Origin of the sequence: Streptomyces sp. ID05-39B (assembly GCF_033794725.1) — a bacterium.
Classification (GTDB): domain Bacteria; phylum Actinomycetota; class Actinomycetes; order Streptomycetales; family Streptomycetaceae; genus Streptomyces; species Streptomyces bobili.
Genome location: NZ_JARGEF010000001.1, coordinates 145,223 through 167,472 on the forward strand (window position 1 = coordinate 145,223; position 22,250 = coordinate 167,472).

Sequence of the window (22,250 nt, forward strand, 5' to 3'; positions counted from 1 at the left end):
TGCAGGCGCGGTCGGGGATGTCCGGAACGGCTGGAGGTGGGCGCGGACGGCTCCGTAGCCGCTCACCAACCTGACTGGGAAGAACGCGGGCACCCCTCGGTTGCCTCCCTTTACCGGGGGGCTGGGCCGAAGCCGCGGAAGCAGTGATCGACGGCGGCCTGCCGCTGCGGCCCAAGCGCGTGCACATCAGCCGGCCCGAGGATCCCCCACCCCTGAGGAGATCGACCTGTGGGAGGGGCTGCAGGCCCACCACCCGAACGCCGAGATGCTGTAAGGCCCTTCTCCTGCGTGCTACTGGCTGTGGTCGGGGTCGTGGCGTACGTAGGCCAGGGCGTAAGTGGTGCCTGGCGGTTGTCGCCAGCCGCTCTTCAGCGAACTTTCCGGTCAACGTCCTGGTCCTGTTCAGGTTTGGGGGTGGTGGCGATGAGGATCTGAGCGGCGTCGGTGATGTTGTCGGCGCGGACGGCGTGGGCCATCGCTTCGCGGGCGGCGTCGGCGGTGGTGTCCGGGGGAACGACCAGCAGGGCGAAGTGGTCGTTGTTGCCGCGGGTGATGAGGACGGTGTTGTCGCCGACCGGGTCGGAGTCGAGGTGCACGACCTGGTCGTCGATGACCAGGCGGGTCGGGAGGCCGTTCCAGGCGGCCGCGTCCACGCCCACGCGGGTGATCGGCCCGAGATGCCCGGTCAACACGCTGATCAGTGCGGGCAGCTCCGTCTCGATGTCGTAGGTGTGGGGCCACCATGCGCCGTCCAGGAGCCCTTCCCGGGACCGTGTGGTCTCCAGCCGCAGCAGCGCCGTGCCGGGTTTGACCGCCTGGTGGATCGCATCTGGCAGGAGCAGTGGTGGCTTGCCGTGGATGTCGGAGTCAGCCATATCAATCCGCCCGTCAACGGGGTGCGGCTCCGCCTCGTCGCAGGGCAGCAGCGATGGCGGCCTGCTACGTACGCGAGCCCGTCGTTTCACGGTACTCCCGCCGCCCGCACCGCCGCTCTCCACAGCGCCTCCGCCGGAAAATACCTGGTCACACCGAAGATCGTCCATCGAGCAGGAGTACAGTGAAAGCACCGGAAGTATTTCGCACACCCGCTTTCACGCAGGTGTCATTTCCGGCGATCGCCAAAAGCCGGACTGCCGACGGGCTGGTCCGGAGGCAGGTCCGCATCATGACCACCACCCTCGACCGGACCGCGCCCCGCGGCCTAGCCCCGGAGCTCCCGGCACGCCTGTTCCTCACCCCGAAGACCACCCTCGCCGGCCAGTTGGACGGCGCCTGGTGGCCCTACTCCCGCGACCTTGCAGCCGAGATTCCGGCGCTCGCCGCCGCCCTGGAAGAACCCTGGGGGCGCGTCACCCGCGTCACCGTGAACCCCACCCGCTGGCCCGCCATCCCGCACACGGTTCCCGTGGCCGGGAACACCGTGCACGTGGGCTGGTTCACCGAACAGGACCCCGACAAGCTCATTCTGCTCTCCTATACCGTCGGCCGCTGGGACCTGCTGGTGGTTCCGCCCGATACCGAGCCCGCGGCCGCGGCCCGGCTGATGGCCGCCGCCGCGATCCCGGGCAGCGCCCTGACGGCAGGCGTCCTCATGGGCAACGAGACTGCCATCGGGCGCGGCATCCGCGACGCCCGCCGCCGGGAAGCCACCTGGGAGGGCGAAGGCGGGGCCTGTATGTCCCCCTTCGGGAACCCGCTTGACCGAAGCAGCCTGCCGCTGCCCACAAACGGCTGGAGGTGAGCTCCGTGGAGACCTTCGTCCTCATCGCGGTGATCATCCTTGCGATCGCCATCGGAATGCGCTGGATCCACCTGCTGAACGCCCAGCACGACGCGCGGATCGCGGCCTACCACTTCAGCGACCCCCTGCCGAGACCTCCCGGTCTGCCGGACGACACCGGTCGTCGAGCCCACCGCACGGATGCCGACCGGTGAGGAAGAGATCTTCCTCCGACCGGGAGCAGCGGTCGGGGCGCCATGGCGTCCCGACCTGCCAGCTTCTCGCCACCCTGAAGGGAACACCACGTGAAGTACATCGAGCCCCAGATACTGCCGTCGCTCGGGCACGCCGAGGTACGGATCATCGCGCGCACGCCCGAAGCCGCCCGAGCGGTCGCGGAAGCCCTCCGCGGCTGCTTCGCCGGAACGGCAGAGCGCAGCTATCCCGGCCTCGACGGTGACACGCGCCTCCACCTCACCGTGGACACGGCAGTTTCCGCCGGCCCCGCCAGTTCCCGGCTGGCCGCCAGCCGGAGCCCCGCCGGCGCGGGCGCCCACTCCGACGAGATCTGAACGCCCCGGGCCCGGAGCCCACCCCCGCTCACGAGAGGACGCGGCCATGGCCCCGCTGCGCGAACGCAGGTCCCACCGCGATCAGGTGCTCCGGGTCCCGTACGACGCCGTCGAGGCTGGTCCATGGGCGAAGCCGCCGAGGCGAAGTGCCGTTCCGACCCGGCGGCGTCGAAAAGGAGTGGGCGGACGCGCGACGTCTGACCTGCTTGCAGGTGTGATCTCGTCCGGACGCGATCAGTCGATGTCCGGCGTAGACGCCGGGATCCGCTGCCGGCCGGCCTCGGCGGGTGTTTCGGCGCGTCTACGGGTGCCGGCGGGGCGGTGGCTCACGCTGTCATGACGTCACGCCGGGGGCTGCGGGAGCCGTGGAGTGTGGCCCGGCCGTGCCCGGGAGTTGTCTTGCGTGGACGTCCCACTCACAAGGTGCCCGGCCGCCGGGGGCCTGGACCGTACCGCCGGAACTCAGCTGTTGTCGTTGGGGGTTTGGGGGGATGCAGGCCCGGCGGCCGGTGGGGTGCTTTTGCGGCTTGCCGCAGGGACGGCCCGATGGTGTGCGCCGGCTGCGCCGCCGGTGCGGCCCTGGGCGGGTACGGCCTTCCTGCCGGGCGTCTGTCCGGGTGCGGGGCGCCGCCCGTGCGTACGCCGGACCGCGCGTCGGCAGAGGCGGGGGAGGAAGGTGTAGAAGCGGTCAGGGAGGAACACGGCGTCCGCGACGATCATCGCGCCGGAGAAGAGCGGGAGTCCCATGAGGACGGCGATGCCGAGGTGCATGCCCAGCAGCATGGCCAGGACCGGGTACTTGAGCCTGCCGAACAGCACGAACGGGAAGGCCACCTGCAGGAGCACGGTCGCGTAGCCCGCGAGCGTGACCAGGAGGGTGTGCTCGGCCACGAAGTGGGAGAGAGCGGGCCAGGGCCGGAAGAGTTCGAGGTTGAGGGCGTAGTGGAGGGCGGTGCCGCCGCCCCAGGTGGCTCCCTGCACCTTGTACAGGCCGGCGGATCCGTAGAGGAAACAGACCTGTGCCGCGATGACGAACATGCCGCAGTTGTGCACCACCGCGGTCAGGGTGGTTCGTGCGTCGTGGAGTTGCCGTTCGAAAGGGCTCAGCGCCGGTTTCGGCGGACTGCCGGCACGGGCCGCTTGCAGTCTGTTTCTGCGCGCGTCCAGGGACCAGCGCCGGCCGCACGCGGTGAGGACGAGGTAGAGGGCCATCAGCAGGACCAGGTTGTCGCCGCCGTCCGTCATGAAGATCGCCCGGCCGTGGAAGGAGGTCACCAGGACGGCGAAGAGGACGGACGTGACGCGGGTGTGCCAGCCGAGCATGAAGAGCGCGGACGCGACAAGGGCCAGCAGGTAGCAGCACTCGAAGTAGGCGCGGTCCTCGGACAGGGCCAGAACGCTCTTCCACCCCGTCTGCTCGTACAGCTGGTGTGCGAGTGCGGGCGTCCAGGGAGAGTGGGGGCCCCAGATCTGGTCACGGTGGGGGAACTCGCGCAGCAGGAAGATCAGGTAGAGCAGTCCGTAGCCGATACGCAGCACGGACGCGGCGTACAGGGACACCGGCCGGCCGGTGAGAAGATCCCAGGCGGCGCCGATCCGGCCGGCGAGCTGCCGGTTGCCGACGGGGGATGTGGTCCCTGGGGCCTCATTCTCCATGGCCGGTCACCTTCCACCAGGGCAGGAGCCGGTTCTCGACCGGCGTCGGGGGACGGCCGGCGGTGCCGGGCGCGACGATGGGCCGGGTGACGACGCGGAGCTGGATGAAGCCGAAGGCTGTGCTGCCGTGGGCGGCGGCACGGTCCGCGGCGATGTTGCCCAGGTACTTCTGCATCATCCGGGCACGCTCGGTGCGTGCCTTGTCGTCCCCTCCGTGTGAGTCGACGTAGCCGGCCCAGGCGCGGCGCAGCATGTTCTGTGCCGTGTGGCTGGGAAACGGCTGGTGTGCGACTGCGGACGTGTCCACGGCGCTCAGGTCGAACCAGGGACTGGCGTGCACCGATCCGTCGGGGCCGGTGTGTGCGGTTCTCGCGAGGATCTGCCGGTTGACGGATTCGGGGTCCGGGGCGAAAAGCCGCCAGTTCTGTTCGAAGTAGGGGTACACCCAGGAATTGATCACCGGGCTGTATTGCTGGGATACCGGGTTGGCCGGCGCCACGTGAAGGAACACCAGAAACACGTGGACGATACTCACCGTCAGACACAGGATGACCGTGGTGCACACCCCGGCTTGGAGTGCGCGGGCACGTCTGGAGAACCTGGGCGGCGCGGCCGTGGTGTCGGGACATTCCCGCAGGGCCGGGCCCGATGCAAAGTGCTGAACTTCCTTCACGCCAGTTGAGTCAGTTCCGCTCGACATCGCGCACACTGTCCTTCTCGTTTCCTCTGCTCGCACCTGTGTTCTGCGCCGGCCGCCCACCGGCGGCGCGCGGCGGATCCGAGGGGAATTCCGCCGCGCGCCCTTGCCCGGTGAGCGGGCCGGCCGGGGTGCGCTGCCTAGCCCTCGTGGCCCTTGGCGTGCTCTTCGCCGTGGTGGCCCTTGGTGTGCTCGTCGCCCTCTTCGCCCTCGTGGCCATTGGGGTGGCCGTGGCCCTCGTCGCCCTCGTCGCCCTCGTGGCCCCTGGGCACGTCGTCGTAGCCGAAGCTGTCGTCGGGCTGCTTGCCGTGGTCGTACCCGCCGTGGTCGAGCTCACCGGGACGGACGTACTGCCCGAGGTCGAGCTTGCCGCCGTGGCCCTTTGCGGGCTTGTCGTCGTGGTCCGGGCGGCCCGGTGCGTGGTCGTGTCCGCCGGGCCCGCCGGTGGTGTTCCCCGCGTTGTTGCCCGCGGTGTTGCCGCCCGTGGTGTTCCCGGCGGTGTTCCCGGCGGTGTTCCCGGACGTGGTGCCCGAGGTGTTCCCCGACGTGTTGCCGGCGGTGTTGCCCGACGTGCCGCCGGTCCCGACGATGGGTCCGCCCAGGAGGCCGCCACTGACGAGGCCTCCGCCGAGAAGACCGCCGCTCGTGGTCGTGCCGGCGGTGGTGCCGGCGGTGGTGCCGGCGGTGGTGCCGGCGGTGGTGCCGGTGGTGGTGCCGGTCGTCGTGCCGGCGGTGGTCCCACCCGTGGTGGAGGCCGCGCACCCGCCGAGGAAGACCCTGTTGTTGTTGAGGGTCACAGAACCTACCTGGGCCAGAAGCCGGCCCTCGACGTTGGTTCCCTGGTTCACGGTGATGGAGTTCTCGGCCAGCAGGGTGCCCACGAAACTGGTGGTGACGCCGAGCGACGCATCTTCGCCGATCTGCCAGAACACGTTGCAGGGCGAGGCGCCGTTGGTGAGGAGGATCCGGCTGGAGGTTGCCGTCGTCAGGGACTCGGGAATCTGGAAGACCCACACCGCGTCGGAGCTTCCCTGGCCGTCCAGGACCAGGTCGCCGGTGATACCGACACCGGCCGTGGCGCGGTAGACACCGGGAATCAGCGCCGGTCCCCCGCCGATCCCCGCCGGAAGGGCGAAGTCCTGAGCTTGGCCGGCGGCGTTGTTGTACGCCACGAGGAGGTCGGCCTTGGCCTGGAGCGCCGCTGCGTCCGCAGCGTGGATGGCACCTCCCACCAGGCCGGGCGGGAACCCGGTGATGGACGGGGTCGGGTGCGTCCCGAGGTCGTGGGCGAGCACCGAGTTGCCGGTGTTGGTGACTCCCGCACCAGCCAGCACGGAGTAACTGGCGGTGGTGCCCAGAGGTACGGGCAAGGCGATGGCCGACGCCGCCGTCGGAGTCAGGAAGACCGTCGCAGCGGAAACTGTCGCGGCGAGGGCCGAGGCCAGCAAGCCGGAGAGAGCACGGCGGCGGGCTGCTTGCGGGATTTTCAGCTTCATCGAAAGGCCATTTTCTGTGGGGGCCATGGGATACCGGGCCCTACCGATCGCCCGGAAAACCTAATGCGTTGCTGCCGTCGCATATTACGCAGAAATATCTCTTCTCCGGCATGGACGGGACTGTGTCAAATTGCCGCTCATTCAAACAGCGCACAGTGCTGGGTAAATAATTTGATTCACCATTTCCGACTATGCGCGTGCCTCGGAATAGGCGGCAATCGGCAGCCGGGGGAGAGTCCTGCCGGCGCGGCCTTATCAAGGCTCCACTCATGAGTGCCCCGGCCGGGGACTCCGTAGGTCGTGCAGCCCGGACAGATCCGCGGCACGTACAGACCCGTCGAACCAAGCTTCACGCGCTGCACGGTGGCCGCTCCCGCCGGCGCGGCGGACCGGGATGCGCAGCACTGCATCGGTGGCCTGGCACGCGGGCGACGTGGAAAGCGCGGGGCGTCGGTGAGTGACGGAACACGTCCGGCAGACCTGCCGCCCGACCGGCAGGTGCGCAGCACGGCGGCAGCAGCGGTGCCCGCGTACAGGAGCCGTCCCCCTGACGGCTCCTGACCTGGGGCAAATTACAACGGCAGGTACCGTTTCAGTTGCCCCCTGACACGGCGGCACGGCGCACGATCAACACGTCTCGTTCCATGGGAACGTGCAGCCCAGTGCGATGACTTGAGGCCGGAGGTACACCGCTCGTGGCGGCGAACATCAACCCCACCGTCCAAAGACGCCGTCTGGGGGCCGAACTGCGCCGGCTGCGCCAGGCCAGCGGGCTGAAAGGCTCCGAGGTGGCGGATCGGCTCATGGTCTCCCAGCCCAAGATCAGCCACATGGAGAACGGCAACCGCGCCGTCAGCCCTCGCGACGTGCGCGAGCTGTGCACCCTCTACGAAGTGACGGACCAGCAGGTCGTCGACTCACTGATGCAGATGGCCAGGGAATCCGGACAGCAGGGCTGGTGGCACACCTACAAAGGCATTCCCCAGAGCGTCTACATCGCCCTGGAGACGGACGCCACCTCCCTGCACACCTACGAGCCCCTGTGGATCCCCGGACTGCTGCAGACACCCGCCTACGCCCACGCCCTCATCGGGAGATCGATCCCCCGGCTCACCACCCAACAGGCCGCCACGCGCCTCTCAGTGCGGCTGCGCCGCCAGCACCGGATCTACGATCCGGCCCGCCCGCTGCGCCTGTGGGCCGTCCTGGACGAATCGGCACTGCACCGTGTCGTCGGCAGCCCCGAGATCATGCGCGAACAACTGGAGCACCTGAACGCACTGAGCACCGAGCCGCATGTCACGGTAGAGGTCCTGCCCTATGCCGCGGGCGCTCACCCGGGCCTGTCAGGACAGTTCTCCATCCTGCGTTCGGCCGACAGCCCGACGGCAGGGGTGGTGCACCTGGACCGGTTCGCCAACGACCTCTACCTGGACAAGCCGTCCGACGTGCGGCACTACGGCGTGCTGTACGACCACCTCCGCACTCAGGCCCTCGGCCCCGACAGCACCCGCGACCTCATCACCGACGTCACCAAGATGCACATCGAGGCGGCCAGCCGTTCCTGAACCGGCAGCTGCCCATGCCTGTGCCTGACGCCATGACACACGCCCTGCGGAAACGCTGCCGTGATCGGATCCCTGGCCCGGCGGGCACCGCGCGGCGGGTGTCGGTGGACAGCGTCCCCGGCACAGAAGACGCGGCCTTTCTGGAGGTGCTTGGCGTACATCTCGTTGTTGCCCCACAGGCTGGTGCCGGTGATCTCGACGTCGATGTCGGGCATACCGAGGAGATCGCGCACGATCTGGGTCGCGGACGCCTCGTCGACGCCAGGCGGCTCGTCCTTGATGTCGTAGCACCAGACGATCAGCCACTCGTTCCACGGACGCACCATGCGCACCAGGCCGGCTCCGATGCCTCCGACGTTCGCCCCCGGCTGGATCACCCAGTAGAGGACCGAGGGCCGGTGACCGACGTCGGCCTCGATGTCGGCCTTGAAGGTGATGTTCATCGACCCGGCGATGTCCATCTCGCCTTCGTAGGGCAGGCCGATGTCCGCGGCGACCTTGGAGCGGGCACCGTCGGCGCCGATCAGGTACTTGGCCCGGATGGTGTACTCCGCCCCGGTCAGCCGGTCCCGGGCCAGGACGTCGACGTCGTCTGCGTCCTGCACGTGCGAGACGTACTCCGTGGAGAACCGTAGTACGCGACCGACGTGAAGCCGCACCGTGCCGCCACGTCCGACGTGCGCAGACCTCTGGTCGGCTCGGAGGTCAGCATGCTGTACGCCGCATCCAGCCGGCGCGACAGGATGTGTCCGGGCACGCTGGTGCCGACGGCCGCGAACAGACGCGACAGGCGTCCGGATCGTGCTCGCGCAGGGTCTTGAGCAGGCCTGGCGCCCGGTCGACGAGGAGCCGCACGACGGCGGTGGTGTAGGCGTGGGCGGTGCCTACGGATATGCCGAACCCGGCGGCGATCTGCGCGAGAGTGTCGTGCTTGCGCAGGTAGGCGAGAGCGACGAGGGCGTGCTTGTGCGGCGGGAGCTTGCAGCGGCGGTCACCCTCACGGGTGACGATAAGCATCGTGACCCGCTCGACCAGGGTATGAGGCAGGTCGAGTGCGGCAGGACAGGGAACCAACAGGGCTTCTGGGCCGGCAGGTTGAGACTTCGAACACCTTACCCAACGGCACGGGAGCCCTGTCCGTTGTGGGCACCGAGGTCATCACCCGATCGGTGGCCACGCTGAAAAGGCTCATTGCTCGTCCTCGCCACAATGCCTCAACCGTCAACGGACAGAGCGCTCGGCTCACGGCACCGGCAGCGGGCATCGCACCGATGCCGCGCTGCCGGTGAGGCGTCAGGAGAGGAAGCTCCCGTAGGGCCCGTTCAGGATCTGGTTCTTCTGGCTCTGGTTGAAGTGGGTGTTCGGGTAGTCGTAGAAGGACGCCGACATGGGTGTGCCGTCCGTCGAGGCCGAGTCCGGAAGGCCGAAGGCGTGTCCGAGTTCGTGCACCATCCCGCCGTACCAGCGGTTCATCGACTGTCCGCCGGTGCCTGCGGCGCCGTCGGCGTCGTGCCCGCTCAGTACGACCCATCCGGGGCTGGCGCCTCCGCCCGCGCCTTCTCCCTCGGCACTGATCTCGCCCACGTTGAGCCACCGGCTGTCCGGGTTGTTCAGGCCGAACTTCCTGGCGAGTTCGTTCTGCATGTTCGTCACGGCCCACCAGTAGCGGTCGCCGCCGTTGGGCGTGTTCTCGTACCAGCTGCGAGGCTGGTCGCCGTTCACGACCTCGACCACGGGGTTGTTCAGCGTGAAGGTCTTGCCGAGCTCCTGCTTGTAGTAGCGCTGTGCCTCGCGCATCACGTTGGCGATACCGTCGGGGTATCGCTGGTCGAACGGAACGTCAAAGGGTTTGAGCCAGTAGACCCGGACGGTCCTGGCCGGCGGCGTGGTCGGGCTGCCGGCGAAGCCGGGCAGCCGCCATGCCCGCGACGTCGCATTGCCGCAGGGCAGCTGAACGATGCCTGTGTTGCCGCTGGACGAGTCGCCCGACGGGGCGACGCATTTGCCGGAGTGGACCGCCTGGAGGTTGAAGACGTTGTTCGTTCCGTTGATCGTCACGGGCACCAGGCGGAACCTCTGGCTGGCAACGGTGCCGCAGTTCCGCTGGACGATTGTTGCGTTGTCGGCGCTGGACGCTCCGTTGACGTCCACGCACTTTCCGGCGCTCGATGTGCGGATGCCGTACTGGTCGGTGCTCCCGCTGACCGGAGTGAAGGTGAAGGTCTGGTTGCCGGCGCCATGGCAGGCCCATTGGATGAGCTGGACGCCGTCGGCGGCGGAGCCGCCCGGCAGATCCAGGCAGTTGCCGCCGTTCTGGTTGACCGCGGTGGAGGTGAACGCCGTCGCGGCGTGGACGGGTGGTGCGATCGCGACGGTGCCCAGGACCGTACCGATCAGCACGGTGAGCACGACCGCCCACAGGGACAGGAAGCGAGATCGTCGTGTCATCGGGTTACTCCCCTGACGGTGCGGGCAGTTGGACGCCGAGGGCCGCCGGGGTGCCGAAGTTCGGTGTGCCGTCGGCGTTCCAGGTGAACTTCTGCGCCCTGGTGCTGCGGTTCATGTCGCAGCCGCCGGAAGTGGAGCTGTTGGCGTGGTAGACCATCCAGTCCTCGGTCCCGTCGGGTGACTTGAAGAAGCCGTTGTGGCCAGGACCGTACACATTGTTGGCGTTGGACCTCTGGAAGACCGGGTTCGGCGACTTGACCCACGAGGAGGCGTTGAGAGGGTCGCCGCCGTTGTGGGTGAGCATCCCCAGTTTGTAGTCGGGTGTGGAGCAGTGGCTGGCGGAGTAGACGATGAACGTCTTGCCGCCACGCTGGAGGACTTCGGCGCCCTCGTTGACCGCGCCGCCCACCGTCTCCCAGCTGTAGGTGGGGGTGGACAGTACCCGTCGGGTGCCGCTCGCGGTCCACGGGTTGGACAGCGGCCGGATGAACATGGGCTGCGAGCCGTTGTAGAAGGTGCCCAGGAGGTACAGCTTGCCGTTCAGCTGCAGGATGCCCGGGTCCAGCTCCCAGGTGTTGTCCTGCGTCGGGTCGAGCAGGTCCGCCTTGAAGCTGTAGGGGCCCATCGGGTCCAGGCCCGCGCTCTCGAGTACGTGGATCCGCTGGGTGCCCAGGTCGTACGGCTCCCGGCCGGCCGTGTAGTAGAAGTACCACCGCTTTCCGTTGGGGCCGTCGAGGAGGTGGAACTCCGGGGCCCACATCGTGCCGGCGCCGTTGGGCCTGGTGAGGTTGAAGATCACCTGGTCGGTGGCGGTGGCGAGCCCCGCGAGGGTTCCGGCCCTACGCATGGTGACCGTCGAGTTCCAGGTGGTGGTGGCGAGGTAGTAGTACCCGTCGTAGTACGTCAGCCAGGGGTCGGGTCCGTGCTGGGAGAGCGGGTTGGTGAAGGTGCGCGGGCTCGTGGAGCCGCCGGTGAAGCCGGGCAGCCGCCACACCCTGCCGTTCGCGGCGGCGCATGGCAGCTGCACCAGGCTGGTGTTCGAAGCGGACGATCCGCCGCTCGGCGTCACGCACTTGCCGGAGCTGACGGAGACCAGGTTGAACGTCTTGTCGGTGCCGCTCACCGACACCGGCGTGAGCCGCCACTGCTGGTTCGACCCGCCGTGGCAGGGCCACTGGATGATCGCGGCGTCGTCCGCCGTGGACGCGCCGTGGACGTCGACGCACTGACCGGACTGGGTGGTGACCGTGTAGGTGTCGCTCGGCCCCGCGACGGGAGCGAAGCCGAGGTTCTGGTTCGCCCCGGAACCGCAGGTGAACGCGCGCAGCTGGGTCCCGTTGGCCGGCGAACCGCCCGGCAGGTCGAGGCAGTTGCCGCCGTTCTGATTCACCCCGGTCGAGGTGAACGTGACGGCTGCGGCGGCGGCTCGTGGAGGCGCCACCAGGAAGGCGACCACCGTGGCGAGCACGGCGGTGAGCACGGACAGGCATCTGGAACGAGTCACTGGGCACACCCTTCATCGCGTGGAGGTTGTGGTGGGGCCGTACACCTTCGTCTCCAGGAGTCCGACGGAGTTGGTGCCGTTGCCGGTGAGCAGCACCCGCAGGCGCGTGGTGTTCGTCGCGGTGAACGTGACGGTGTTGTACTGGTTCTTGACCAGGGGGTAGCCGCTCGCCCCGGGTAGGTCGACGTAGGCGCTGCCGTTCCAGTACTGGAGCTTCCACGAGGCGGGCATGTCGATGCCCTGGTCGTCGTCGAAGAAGTAGACCTCGGCCTTGTTGACGGTCTTCGCCGACGGCCAGGTCAGTTCGGCCCACTGCTGTCCGGTCTCCGGCCAGGTGCCCCACCGCGGGTTCACGGTGTCGTTGGACGAGGGCGGGTCGATGCCGTCGTTGACGGCGGTGACGCTCTCCCAGGAGGAGGTGTACGACGCGGACGCCGTCGCGGACGTCGCCAGGTTGGCCGGTGGCTGGACGCCACCACGGTTGAAGATCCTCACCTCGGTGAGCCCCGTCCTGGCCCCGGAGGCGTTGGTGGCGAGGACCCGTACGCGTTGGGCGCTGACCGCCGGGAACCGCACCAGGTTGTAGTTGGCCCGTGGTGCCGCCGGGCTCTTGGTCTGGCCGGGCGCGTCCACCCACGCACTGCCGTTGTAGAACTGCACGGTGTACGCGGACGGGGCCCGGTAGGTGGTGCTCGCGGGACGGCTGTCCTTGAAGTGGAGGCGCACCTCGTTGAACGTACGGGCGGTGCCGAGGTTCAGCTCGTACCAGTCCTGGCTGTTGGGGGAGCCACCGGCGCCCCAGAACGGCTCGTTGGTGGGGTAGCCGTCGACCGCGCCGGAGAGGGTGCTGCCGGAGCCGGTGTGCGAGGCGGACGGCGTCGCCCCGGCGGCGAGGTTGGTCGGACCGGCGGTCAGGTCGACGCCGGCCTTGGCGAACATGTCGACCAGCCGAGGGCTGTCCTGGACGACCTGGTTGGGGGCTTTGAGGCCCGGGGCGGCCGTGTGGTGGGTGACCGTGCCGGTCGTGGTGACGTCACCGGTGGCCGGATCCCAGGTGAAGGGCACCAGCGCGTTGACGGTGGCGGTCCGGTTGCCGTTGACGTAGATCGAGTACCCCTGCGGGACGCCCGGGTAGCGCACCACGCCGTCGGCCGGGTCGTCCCAGACGACGGACAGGTCGGCGCCCCGGTAGCGGAGGTTGTTGACCGTGAAGTGACTCCAGCCGATGTCGATCGGGGAGAGTTCGACCTTGGCGTCGTTACGGGGCCGCAGGCCGGCGACGTCCTCGATCACCGTCCAGTTGCTGCTGCCGAGGATGTTGTGGTGGATCCAGGACCGGTAGTTGATCGAGCTGCCGTTCCAGTCGGCCCAGAACTCGTTGGCGTCCGGCCACTGGGTGTTGCCGCCGACGTACTGCGCCCAGGCGTTCCAGTAGAGCAGCTTCTTGTAGTCGGTCGCGTTCATCCAGGAGTTGGGGTAGTTGCGCAGCACCGAGGAGTAGAGCCGGAACTGGACGGTGGAGTTGATGGTGGAGAAGTTGTTGGAGCCCGGCTCCCCGGCGTCGGCCGCCGCCTTCTTGTCGACCTGGTTGGCCGTGTAGAAGGGGAAGACGGGGTACTGGGCCGGATCGTCGAACAGACGCAGCGCCTGCTTGTAGGTCGCGGTGTTGGGAACGGCTCCGACCGAGAACGGATAGTAGTTGTTGATCTCCTTCCAGGGCACCCACTCGTTGGTCGACTTCAGCCGGTGCTCGAACAGTTGCCGGTTGGGGTTCCACAGCACGTTGACGATCGCGTCCTTGATCTGCGTCGCGAGCGTGCGCATCTCGGTGGCCTTGGCCGTGTTGCCGGTCGCCTCGTAGGCCTGCGCGGCGGCGAGGGCGCCGCTGTACTGGTAGGCGGACTCGGCGCGGTCCATGTTCCCGGGCTTCCAGTGGAAGGAGACGGCGTCGGCGTCGTTGCCGGTCAGGGCGCCCCAGTCGTACTCGATCAGCTTGTTGTTGTCGTGGTCGTAATGGGCGAGTTGGCCCTTGACGTCGCCCTCCGCGTAGTGGGCGAGGTTGCCGGCGATCGCCGGCTGGCCGCCGTGGATCTGGTAGCTCTTCCACGCGGCCTCGGCGATGTACTGGGTGTAGCTGTTGGACCAGTTCTCCGGGTCACCCGGGTTGTCGAGGAAGCGGCCGCCCTTGGAGGTCTGCCCGACGCTCAGCCAGTCCCCGTACGCGTAAGCCGGGTTGCGCAGGTACTTGAGGTCGTCGATGTGCATGGGCTGGGTGAGCGCGATCGCGTTGTTGTAGCCGAGGACGCCCTCGGTGGAGGTCGGGAACTGGAAGGTCTGCCCGGGGATGTCGGCGTCGAGGTTGTTGAAGCGCATCAGCCACCAGCGGTAGTAGACGCTCTTCTTGATCGCGGCCTCGGGCACGTCGATGTAGGGCACGTTCTGTGCCCACCACAGGTTGTACGCCTTGACGTGGGTCGCGAACGCGGTCGCGGGGGAGTGTCCCGCGTAGGCGTTGTACTCCGTGAGGGACTCGGGGATCTCGTCGGTGACGAAGCCCATGACCACCTTCGCGGTCACCGTGGCTCCGGCCGCGACCGTCACCGACCGGTTGAGGCCGCCGCTGGAGACGGCGAAGCCGTCGCCGGTGAGACGCGGGCGGATGGTCGTGAGGTTGTTGTAGGCGTTCACCTGACCGGTCAGTTCACTGCCGGTGCCCGTGGTGGCGTAGGGGGAGGTCGCCCGCAGCTGCAGCGTGGTGGAACTCGTGCCGTTGTTCTTGATGGACAGGTTGGTCACGGCGACGTTGTTGTCGGTGACGAACTTCGTCTGGTCGACGGTGACCGAGCCGTTGGTGTGCACACTCTTCCAGTGGCTGGGGACCTGACGGCGCTGGGAGACCTGCTCTGTGAAGGTGCCCGGGGTGATCGCGACGGTGTAGGCGCTGTTGTCGTTGATGCTCTCCCAGTAGGCGACCTTGCCGCCGAACCCCAGCTTGGAAGGGTCGTGTTCCTTCATGAAGACGGCGCGGCCACGGCTCATCAGCCAGGGTCCCGACGGGTCGTCGCCGGAACGGGCCAGCAGGCGGTCCATCCAGAAATCGGTCCCCGAACTCTCCGCGTCGTAGATGCTCTTCATCATGTCGCCCGGGGTGTAGGCGACGGGCGGGGACGGGATCGCGGGTCCGCCGAAGGAGGGGAACCCGATGGTCTGCGCCGCGTGGGCCGGTGCCACGGTGAGGACGGAACAGACGATGAGCGCCAGTGCGAGGAGGAGGCGTTTCATCACAGGGCCTGCCGTTCCTGGGCACCCGGCAGACGCGCGGCGTTCGAGTCCGCTGTCGAGGCTGCCTTCCGCCGGAGCCTGGTCGTGCCGCCGTTGCCTCGTGCGCCGGCGTGGTGCCGGTGGGACACGCTGTCGGTCACTGCGGGGACCGCCGTAGGTCGTCTTCTCATCGGGTGCTCCCTGTCCGGTCGACCTGTCCTGTCGACGGCACGTGTCCGCACCCGGGCGCGCATGGTGACGGGGCATCGACTGCCGTCGCTCATGTGGTGCTCATGACATAACGATGTGGCATGACGTGCGACATGACGTGGTGCAGGAGAAAGCGCTGGAGGGCGAAGCAGGAGACCGTCGTGGGGAGTGGCTCCCTGGCCCCCCAGAGACACGCTGAAACGGAACCTAAAAGGTTTTCGCAACGTAGGTGCGGTCCCCGCAACTGTCAAGAGGTCCGTGAGAGGCCCCAGGGTGCCGGCTGCGGGGCTCAGGCCAACGGCGCGGTGGACCCCCTGATCGCCACCCGGCAGGGCAGGGTCTCCACGCCGGAGTGCCGCGCCCCGGCGATCGCGCTGAACAGGGCGTGCGCGGCCGCCCGTCCAACCTGTTCGAGGTTCATGTCGACGCTGGTCAGCGGTGGGCGGGAGGCGGAGGTGAGAATCCTCCAGTTGTCGAAGCCCATGACCGCCACGTCCTCCGGCACCCGGTGGCCCCGCTCGCGCAGCACGTCCATGACACCGCGAGCGATCTGGTCGCTGCCGCACAGGACGGCGTCGATGTCCGGGTGCTGGTCGAGCAGCATCGCGGCGGCCGCCCGTCCCCAGCCCTCCGACCACACCCCGAACCGTGGTTCGCCGACCAGGGCGAGTCCGGCATCGGCCAGTGCGGACCGGGCGCCCAAGGCCCGCTCCTGCGCCGCGAGATACCGGGGATCGCCGGTGATGTGCGCGATCCGGCTGCGGCCGCAGGCGAGCAGATGCTCCACGGCGATCCGGCCGGCGCCCACGCTGTCGGGGACGATGGACAGATCCGCCGGATCCTCCGACGGCGCGTACGCGTAGACGACGGGGACGGGCAGCTCGCGGCCCAGGGACGGGCGCGGATCGGTGCGGCTGCCCACCACGATGAGGCCGTCGACCCGGCGGCCCAGCAGCGCGCGGACGTGGTGCTGCTCGCGGATCGCGTCGCCACGGGCGTCGCAGAGGAACACCGCGACCTCCCCCGCTCCGAAGGCGTCCTCGGCGCCCATGAGGATCGGGATGCTGAACCGGCCCTCCAGGTCACTGGTGAGCAGGCCGACGGTGCCCGTGCGCCCGGCGAGCAGACCGCGGGCCAGCAGGTTGGGCCGGAAGGACAGCCGCTCGGCCGCGTCGATCACCCGCTGCCGGGTCTCGGCGCGCACCTGGCTGCGGCCGTTGAGGGCCTTGGACGCGGTGGCGACGGACACGCCTGCCAGCCGGGCGACGTCGGTGAGTGTGGTGGGCTGCGAACGAGAGGGGTCGGTGGCCTGTGCCATGGGTGCTCCTGCCTCGTCTCGCGTGCCGAGGCCGTCGACACCGGCACGTCAGGCCCAAAACAGTACGCGAAAGGTTTCGGACGTGGATCAGCCCTGCCTTGTGATGCCTTCCGGTAGTCGCCCTCTGCAAGGGGATTGACGAGCGCCGAGCCGAGTTCTAGCGTTCCAGAAAACCTTTTCGGCTCGTTTCTCTCGCACGGTCCAGCGCCACCACAGCCATCGGTATCCATCGTCCCGACGGCCGGCCGGGCACGGCCTGCCGCGCCAAGAGGGGGAGCGAACATGGGGAGCACGGCCGGATCACGTGGACGTGTACGCCGTCTCGTCACCGGCGCCGTCGCCCTGCTCGCCGCGGCGAGTCTGGTCACGGCGTGCGGGTCGGGGGACGGCGGCTCGGGCGGTGGGGGAGGAGGCGGGGCGGCGGACGCCAACGGCGTCGACGACGGTGCGACGCTGACGATGTGGACGCGTGCGGCGACCCGGCCGCAGAGCGAGGCGCTGGTCAAGGCGTACAACGCGGGCCACAAGAACAAGATCGAGCTGACCGTCGTCCCCACCGACGACTACCAGGCCAAGGTCGGAGCGGCCGCCGGGTCCAAGGACCTGCCCGACCTGTTCGCCTCCGACGTGGTGTTCGTCCCGAACTACACCTCCAACGGACTCTTCGCCGACCTCACCGACCGCGTCGACGCCCTGCCCTTCGCCGGGAAACTCGCGCAGTCGCACATCAAGGCCGGCACGTACGAGGACAAGAAGTACGTCGTACCGCACACCCTCGACCTCTCGGTCCTCTTCTACAACAAGGACCTCTACCGCAAGGCCAAGCTCGACCCCGACAAGCCGCCCACCAGCCTGAGCGAGTGGGACCGGCAGGCACGGGCCGTGGACGCGCTGGGCGGGGACGTCAACGGCACCTTCTTCGGCGGCAACTGCGGCGGCTGCGGCGTCTTCACCTGGTGGCCGTCGATCTGGGCGGCGGGCGACGATGTGCTGAACAAGGAAGGAACCGAGGCCGAGCTCTCCTCCGACACCGCGCGGAAGGTCTACGACACCTACCGCGGGTGGGTGAAGGACGACATCGTGGCGCCCGGCGCACGCGAGGAGACGGGCACGACCTGGACCGGGGTCTTCCCCAAGGGGAAGGTCGGCGTCATGCCGATGCCGTCGACCACCCTCGGGCTGATGCCCGAGAACCTCGACCTCGGCGTCGCCCCCATCCCCGGACCGGACGGCGGCAGGTCCACCTTCGTCGGCGGTGACGCCATCGGCATCTCCGCCACCAGCAGGTCGGCCGACCAGGCCTGGAACTTCCTCGCCTGGTCACTGGGCGACGAAGCGCAGGTCGAAGTGGTCGCCGCGCACAAGGACGTGGTGGCGCGCACCGACCTCGCGTCCAACAAGTACTCCAAGGCGGACCCGCGGCTGGTGACGATCAACGCACTGGTGGCCGATGGCCGTACCCCGTACGCGCTGAAGTTCGGCCAGACCTTCAACGACCCCAACGGGCCGTGGCTCAAGCTGATGCGCGACGCCGTCTTCGGCGACGGGTCGTCCCTCGACAAGGACAACGACGCGGTCAGCGCCTCACTCGCCGACTGAACGTCACCCGGCTCGGCCAGAGCCTTCCCACGTCACACGGCAGAGGAGAGCCATGCAGGTGAAGGCAGCCGACCCAGCGGCGGCCGAACCCGGGACCCGGCCGGAACGCCGGGCCCGTCCCTCCCGCACCACCCCGCCCCGATGGCGATCCCGTCAGGCGAAGGGTATTGCCTACGCGGCCCCCACGGCCGTTTTCGTCGCGGTGTTCTTCCTGCTGCCGCTGCTGCTCGTGGGGCAGATGTCGCTCAGCGACTGGCCGCTCCTCGCGGGCGACCGGGGCTTCAACGCCCCGGAGAACTACACCGACGTGACCGACAGCACCCTCTTTTGGCCCGCGGTCCGCTTCACCCTGCTCTACACGGTGATCGTCACGGTCGTGCTCCTCGGTCTGGCCCTCGGCCTCGCCCTGCTGGTACAGGAGTCCCGGCCAGGGACGGGCTTCTTCCGTACGGTCTACTTCCTGCCCGGAGCCCTGGGACTGGCCTCCGCGTCCCTGCTGTTCTGGGGCCTGTACAGCCCCAGCACCGGCCCGCTCAGCCGCATCCTCGAGGAACTCGGCCTCGTCGACGACCCGGTGTCCTTCCTCGGCACACCGACCTCCGCCCTGCTGTCGACGGTCTTCCTCATCGTCTGGAAGTTCGCCGGCTTCTACATGCTGATCCTCCTCGTGGGTCTCCAGCGCATCCCGCAGGACGTGTTCGAGGCTGCCCGCATGGACGGTGCCGGCCGCGGTCAGATCTTCCGCTCCATCACGCTGCCGCTGCTACGGCCGTCCCTCGCCCTGACGCTGCTGCTGTGCGTGACCGGATCGCTCCTCGCCTTCGACCAGTTCTTCATCCTCACCAAGGGCGGACCGGACAACAGCACCGTCACCGTCGTCCAGTTGATCTACCGAGAGGCCTTCCAGCGGATGAACCTCGGCACCGCGGCCGCCCTGTCGATCCTCGTGCTGGCGGTGCTGCTCCTGTTCAACGCCCTTCAGTTCCGCGGTCTGCGTCGCGCCGACGAGTCATGAGGCGTACCTCGAGAGAAGGGACACCACGGTGCTGATCCGCACCCTCGGCAGGACGCCCTACTTCGTCGTCGCCGGCGGCCTGGCCGTCATCTTCCTCTTCCCGCTGCTGTGGAACGCCTGGGCATCCGTCAGCGGACAGCCGGGCACCGCACAGGAATCCGGCTACGGGTTCGGCAACTACCGCACACTGCTCGACTACGACGCCGGCCTGTGGCGGTACCTCCTCAACAGCACCGTCGTCTCGGCGCTGACCGTCGTGGTGACCCTCGGGGTGTCACTGCTGGGCGGCTACGCCTTCGCCCGCTTCGACTTCCCCGGCAAGAACCTGCTGTTCCTGCTGACCCTGGCCATCCTCATGGTCCCGTACGCCACCCTCCTCATCCCTCTCTACGTACTGCTCGGCAGACTCCACCTGCAGAACTCGCTGATCGGGCTGAGCCTGGTCCTGGCGATGTTCCAACTGCCGTTCGCCACCTTCATGATGCGCATCTCCTTCGAGGCGGTGCCGCGCGAACTGGAGGAGTCCGCGCTGGTCGACGGCTGCGGCACGGCGGGCGCACTGCGGCGGGTCCTCCTTCCGGCCGTACGACCGGGACTGATCACCGTCGGTCTCTTCGCGTTCCTCGCCGCCTGGAACGACTTCATCGCACCGCTGATCCTCATCTCCGACAGCGAGAAGGCGCCGCTGCCACTGGCCGTCGCGAATCTGCGGCAGCAGAGCATGGGCGCCGTCGACTACGGCGCCACCGAGGCAGGCGTGGTGGTTCTCGCCGTCCCCTGCCTCCTCCTGTTCCTGCTGCTTCAACGGCACTACATAAGGGGCTTCATGTCGGGTGCGCTCAAGGGCTGATGCCTGAGGCGCGAGCGACGTGACCGCAGGACCCGGCCGGACAACCGAAGGGACGCATCGAAGGCATGAAGTCGTGAAGGGAAACGCAGTGGGGCCATCCGTCCTGCCGGTGGCACCGACCCGCGGCCGGCTGCGACCGCTCGGTCTCGACGAGGTCAGGATCACCGGGGGATTCTGGGCCCGTCGACGGCACACCAACGAGAGCGCCACCCTCGGCCACTGCCGCGACTGGATGGAACGCGTCGGCTGGACCGGCAACTTCCGGGCCGCCGCCCAGGGGCGCGCCCACCGGGACCGGCGCGGCCGGGAGTTCGCCGACTCCGAGGTCTACAAGCTCCTCGAAGCCATGGCCTGGCAGGCCGGCCCAGGGAGTCCGCTCGACACGGACATCGCCGCACTCACCGAGGTCGTCGCGTCCGCCCAGGAACCGGACGGCTACCTGAACACCGCCTTCGGCCACCCCGGGCAGCCCGCCCGCTACAGCGACCTCGAATGGGGCCACGAGCTCTACTGCAACGGGTTCTTGATCCAGGCGGGCGTGGCCCAGGCCCGGGCCCGGGGCGAGGGCGAGCTGACGAAGATCGCCCGACGCACTGCCGACCACGTCTGCGCCACCTTCGGGCGGGGCGGCATCGAGGGCGTCTGCGGGCATCCCGAGATCGAGACGGCCCTGGTCGAACTGGCCAGAGCGACGGGGGAACAGCGCTACCTCGACCAGGCCGCGATCTTCATCGACCGCCGTGGCCACGGCACGCTCGCCGACGGCGAGTTCGGCCGCGTCTACTACCAGGACGACGTGCCCGTACGACGGGCCACAGTGCTGCGCGGCCACGCCGTCCGTGCCCTCTACCTCGCGGCCGGCGCCGTCGACGTGGCCGTGGAGACCGGCGACGACGACCTCCTCGACGCGGTCGTACGGCAATGGGAGGCCACGGTCGCCCGACGGACCCATCTCACCGGCGGCATGGGATCACACCACCGCGACGAGTCCTTCGGCGACGACTTCGTCCTCCCGCCGGACCGCTCCTACTCGGAGACCTGCGCCGGCGTCGCCTCCGTGATGCTCAGCTGGCGGCTGCTCCTGGCCACGGGCGATCCGCGCTACGCCGACCTCGCCGAGCGGACACTCTTCAACGTGGTCGCGACGTCCCCGGCGGAGGACGGCCGGGCCTTCTTCTACGCCAACACCCTGCACCGGCGCCACCGGGGCGCCGTGCCGGCGGCGGACGCGGTGAGTGCGCGCGCCGAGTCCAGCCTGCGCGCGCCCTGGTTCGCGGTGTCCTGCTGCCCGACCAATGTGGCGCGGACGCTGGCTCAGCTGCCCGCGTACCTCGCGACGGCCGACGACCACGGCCTGCAGCTGCACCAGTACGCCGACGCGGAGATCGCCACCTCGCTCGCGGGCGGCCATGACGTCGCGCTGAGCGTTCGGACCGACTATCCGTCGGGCGGAACCGTGAGCGTGCGCATCGACCGGTCGTCGTCGGGCCGCCCCTGGACGGTGTCGTTGCGCGTCCCCGCGTGGACGCAGGGCGCGACGGCATGGCTGGTGGACCCGGACGGGGCCCGCCGTACGGTGCCCCCCGGCATGGCCGAGGTGACCCGCCGTTTCCGGCCCGGTGACGAGATCCGGCTCGAACTGCCCGTACGGCCGCGCTGGATCCGGGCCGACCCACGCGTCGACGCGGTCCGCGGCACGGTGGCCGTCCAGCGCGGGCCGCTGGTGTACTGCGCAGAGTCCGTGGACCTGCCGGGCGGCCACGACGTCGAGGTGATCCGGGTGGACCCGGCAGCATCGCCAAAGGACGGGCCGGACGGCACGGTGGTCACCCCAGGGCAGATCACCGCTTACGACGTACAGCGCGACGGTACCTGGCCGTACCGGCCGCTCGACGCGGCCGCCGCCGAGCCGTCGACCGACCGCGCGGAGATCGTCCTGGTCCCTTACCACTCGTGGGCGAACCGCGGGCCTTCGACGGTGCGGGTGTGGTTGCCGGTCGTGGAGCCGACCCGTGCGATCCCGCCGGACAGCACCCCCACAGGTAGGTAGCCGGGCGCGGCACGGACCATGAGGACGGCACCGTCACGAGAGGTTCGCACGGTGCGACGCGGCGGCCCGGTCAGTGTCCCGTCCCGTCTGCTGGACAGCGGCGTGTGGCGGCGGCCGGCGGCACGCTGCGGTGCCCCCGGCCAGGGCCCCTTGACGAACCGCAAGCGGCCCCGCCTCACGCGGCCCCTTGACGCTGAACCGTTTCATTGCTTCCCTCGGAAGGCTGCTTCTGGGAGCGCTCCCACCCCACGCCGAAGGGATCCCCGTGCAGAACACCCCCCACGCC

16 protein-coding genes and 3 pseudogenes are annotated in these 22,250 nt (G+C 69.0%); 8 read left to right on the top strand and 11 right to left on the bottom strand.

Translation table 11 applies throughout. The annotated features are described in order from the left end of the window. Positions 1-368: 368 nt before the first annotated feature. The gene (locus P1P75_RS00655) at positions 369-875 is read right to left on the bottom strand and encodes a DUF5994 family protein (RefSeq protein WP_319250838.1); all 507 of its coding nucleotides are present in this window, start codon (positions 873-875) and stop codon (positions 369-371) included. A gap of 290 nt (positions 876-1,165) precedes the next feature. Here P1P75_RS00655 and P1P75_RS00660 point away from each other — a divergent pair, with 290 nt between their 5' ends. The 3 genes from P1P75_RS00660 to P1P75_RS00670 all read left to right on the top strand — a co-directional run bounded on the left by P1P75_RS00660 (position 1,166) and on the right by P1P75_RS00670 (position 2,292). Next, positions 1,166-1,741, top strand: coding sequence for a DUF5994 family protein (locus P1P75_RS00660; RefSeq protein WP_319250840.1), 576 nt, complete (start codon positions 1,166-1,168; stop codon positions 1,739-1,741). Between the two features lie 5 nt (positions 1,742-1,746). Beyond that, the gene (locus P1P75_RS00665; RefSeq protein ID WP_190047119.1) at positions 1,747-1,935 is read left to right on the top strand and encodes a hypothetical protein; all 189 of its coding nucleotides are present in this window, start codon (positions 1,747-1,749) and stop codon (positions 1,933-1,935) included. Positions 1,936-2,025: 90 nt separating this feature from the next. After that, on the top strand, positions 2,026-2,292 hold the full coding sequence (locus tag P1P75_RS00670) for a hypothetical protein (protein ID WP_319250843.1): 267 nt from the start codon (positions 2,026-2,028) through the stop codon (positions 2,290-2,292). A gap of 462 nt (positions 2,293-2,754) precedes the next feature. On the opposite strand, the gene P1P75_RS00675 is transcribed toward P1P75_RS00670, so the two are convergent. The 4 genes and pseudogenes from P1P75_RS00675 to P1P75_RS00690 all read right to left on the bottom strand — a co-directional run. Then, positions 2,755-3,948 carry an HTTM domain-containing protein gene (locus P1P75_RS00675; protein ID WP_319250845.1) on the bottom strand — a complete coding sequence of 398 codons (1,194 nt, stop codon included), beginning with the start codon at positions 3,946-3,948 and terminating at the stop codon, positions 2,755-2,757. Next, entirely contained in the window at positions 3,938-4,483 is a 546-nt protein-coding gene (locus tag P1P75_RS00680; protein WP_319250847.1) for a DUF5819 family protein, read from the bottom strand. The genes P1P75_RS00675 and P1P75_RS00680 overlap by 11 nt, the downstream gene beginning before the upstream one ends. 302 nt (positions 4,484-4,785) lie before the next feature. After that, positions 4,786-6,141 (bottom strand): ice-binding family protein, encoded by a 1,356-nt coding sequence (locus tag P1P75_RS00685; RefSeq protein ID WP_319250849.1) that lies wholly within the window; start codon positions 6,139-6,141, stop codon positions 4,786-4,788. 245 nt (positions 6,142-6,386) lie between these two features. Then, positions 6,387-6,503, bottom strand: a pseudogene (locus tag P1P75_RS00690) (aldo/keto reductase); the annotation flags it as partial. 333 nt (positions 6,504-6,836) lie between these two features. On the opposite strand from P1P75_RS00690, the gene P1P75_RS00695 reads away from it, so the two are divergent. Next, positions 6,837-7,709 (top strand): helix-turn-helix transcriptional regulator, encoded by an 873-nt coding sequence (locus tag P1P75_RS00695; RefSeq protein WP_319250851.1) that lies wholly within the window; start codon positions 6,837-6,839, stop codon positions 7,707-7,709. Positions 7,710-7,801: 92 nt separating this feature from the next. Here the strand turns inward: P1P75_RS00695 and P1P75_RS00700 are convergent. The 6 genes and pseudogenes from P1P75_RS00700 to P1P75_RS00725 all read right to left on the bottom strand — a co-directional run. Then, positions 7,802-8,344 (bottom strand): annotated as a pseudogene (locus P1P75_RS00700) (FAD-dependent monooxygenase); the annotation flags it as partial. Positions 8,345-8,501: 157 nt separating this feature from the next. Beyond that, positions 8,502-8,783, bottom strand: a pseudogene (locus P1P75_RS00705) (transposase family protein); the annotation flags it as partial. 219 nt (positions 8,784-9,002) lie between these two features. Then, entirely contained in the window at positions 9,003-10,157 is a 1,155-nt protein-coding gene (locus tag P1P75_RS00710) for an RICIN domain-containing protein (protein WP_319250852.1), read from the bottom strand. Positions 10,158-10,161: 4 nt separating this feature from the next. Next, on the bottom strand, positions 10,162-11,661 hold the full coding sequence (locus P1P75_RS00715; RefSeq protein ID WP_319250855.1) for a family 43 glycosylhydrolase: 1,500 nt from the start codon (positions 11,659-11,661) through the stop codon (positions 10,162-10,164). A 12-nt stretch (positions 11,662-11,673) separates the two neighbouring features. Beyond that, positions 11,674-14,943 (bottom strand): discoidin domain-containing protein, encoded by a 3,270-nt coding sequence (locus P1P75_RS00720; RefSeq protein ID WP_319250857.1) that lies wholly within the window; start codon positions 14,941-14,943, stop codon positions 11,674-11,676. A 478-nt stretch (positions 14,944-15,421) separates the two neighbouring features. Beyond that, positions 15,422-16,450 carry a LacI family DNA-binding transcriptional regulator gene (locus P1P75_RS00725; RefSeq protein ID WP_190047131.1) on the bottom strand — a complete coding sequence of 343 codons (1,029 nt, stop codon included), beginning with the start codon at positions 16,448-16,450 and terminating at the stop codon, positions 15,422-15,424. 282 nt (positions 16,451-16,732) lie between these two features. Here P1P75_RS00725 and P1P75_RS00730 point away from each other — a divergent pair, with 282 nt between their 5' ends. The 4 genes from P1P75_RS00730 (at position 16,733) to P1P75_RS00745 (ending at position 21,964) form a co-directional block, all read left to right on the top strand. After that, positions 16,733-18,049: a sugar ABC transporter substrate-binding protein gene (locus P1P75_RS00730; protein ID WP_319250859.1), complete on the top strand. Its 1,317-nt coding sequence runs from the start codon at positions 16,733-16,735 to the stop codon at positions 18,047-18,049. A gap of 52 nt (positions 18,050-18,101) precedes the next feature. Continuing rightward, positions 18,102-19,064, top strand: coding sequence for a sugar ABC transporter permease (locus P1P75_RS00735; protein ID WP_319250861.1), 963 nt, complete (start codon positions 18,102-18,104; stop codon positions 19,062-19,064). A 28-nt stretch (positions 19,065-19,092) separates the two neighbouring features. Beyond that, the gene (locus P1P75_RS00740; RefSeq protein WP_319250863.1) at positions 19,093-19,914 is read left to right on the top strand and encodes a carbohydrate ABC transporter permease; all 822 of its coding nucleotides are present in this window, start codon (positions 19,093-19,095) and stop codon (positions 19,912-19,914) included. An 88-nt stretch (positions 19,915-20,002) separates the two neighbouring features. Next, positions 20,003-21,964 (top strand): beta-L-arabinofuranosidase domain-containing protein, encoded by a 1,962-nt coding sequence (locus P1P75_RS00745; protein ID WP_319250865.1) that lies wholly within the window; start codon positions 20,003-20,005, stop codon positions 21,962-21,964. Positions 21,965-22,250 lie beyond the last annotated feature (286 nt).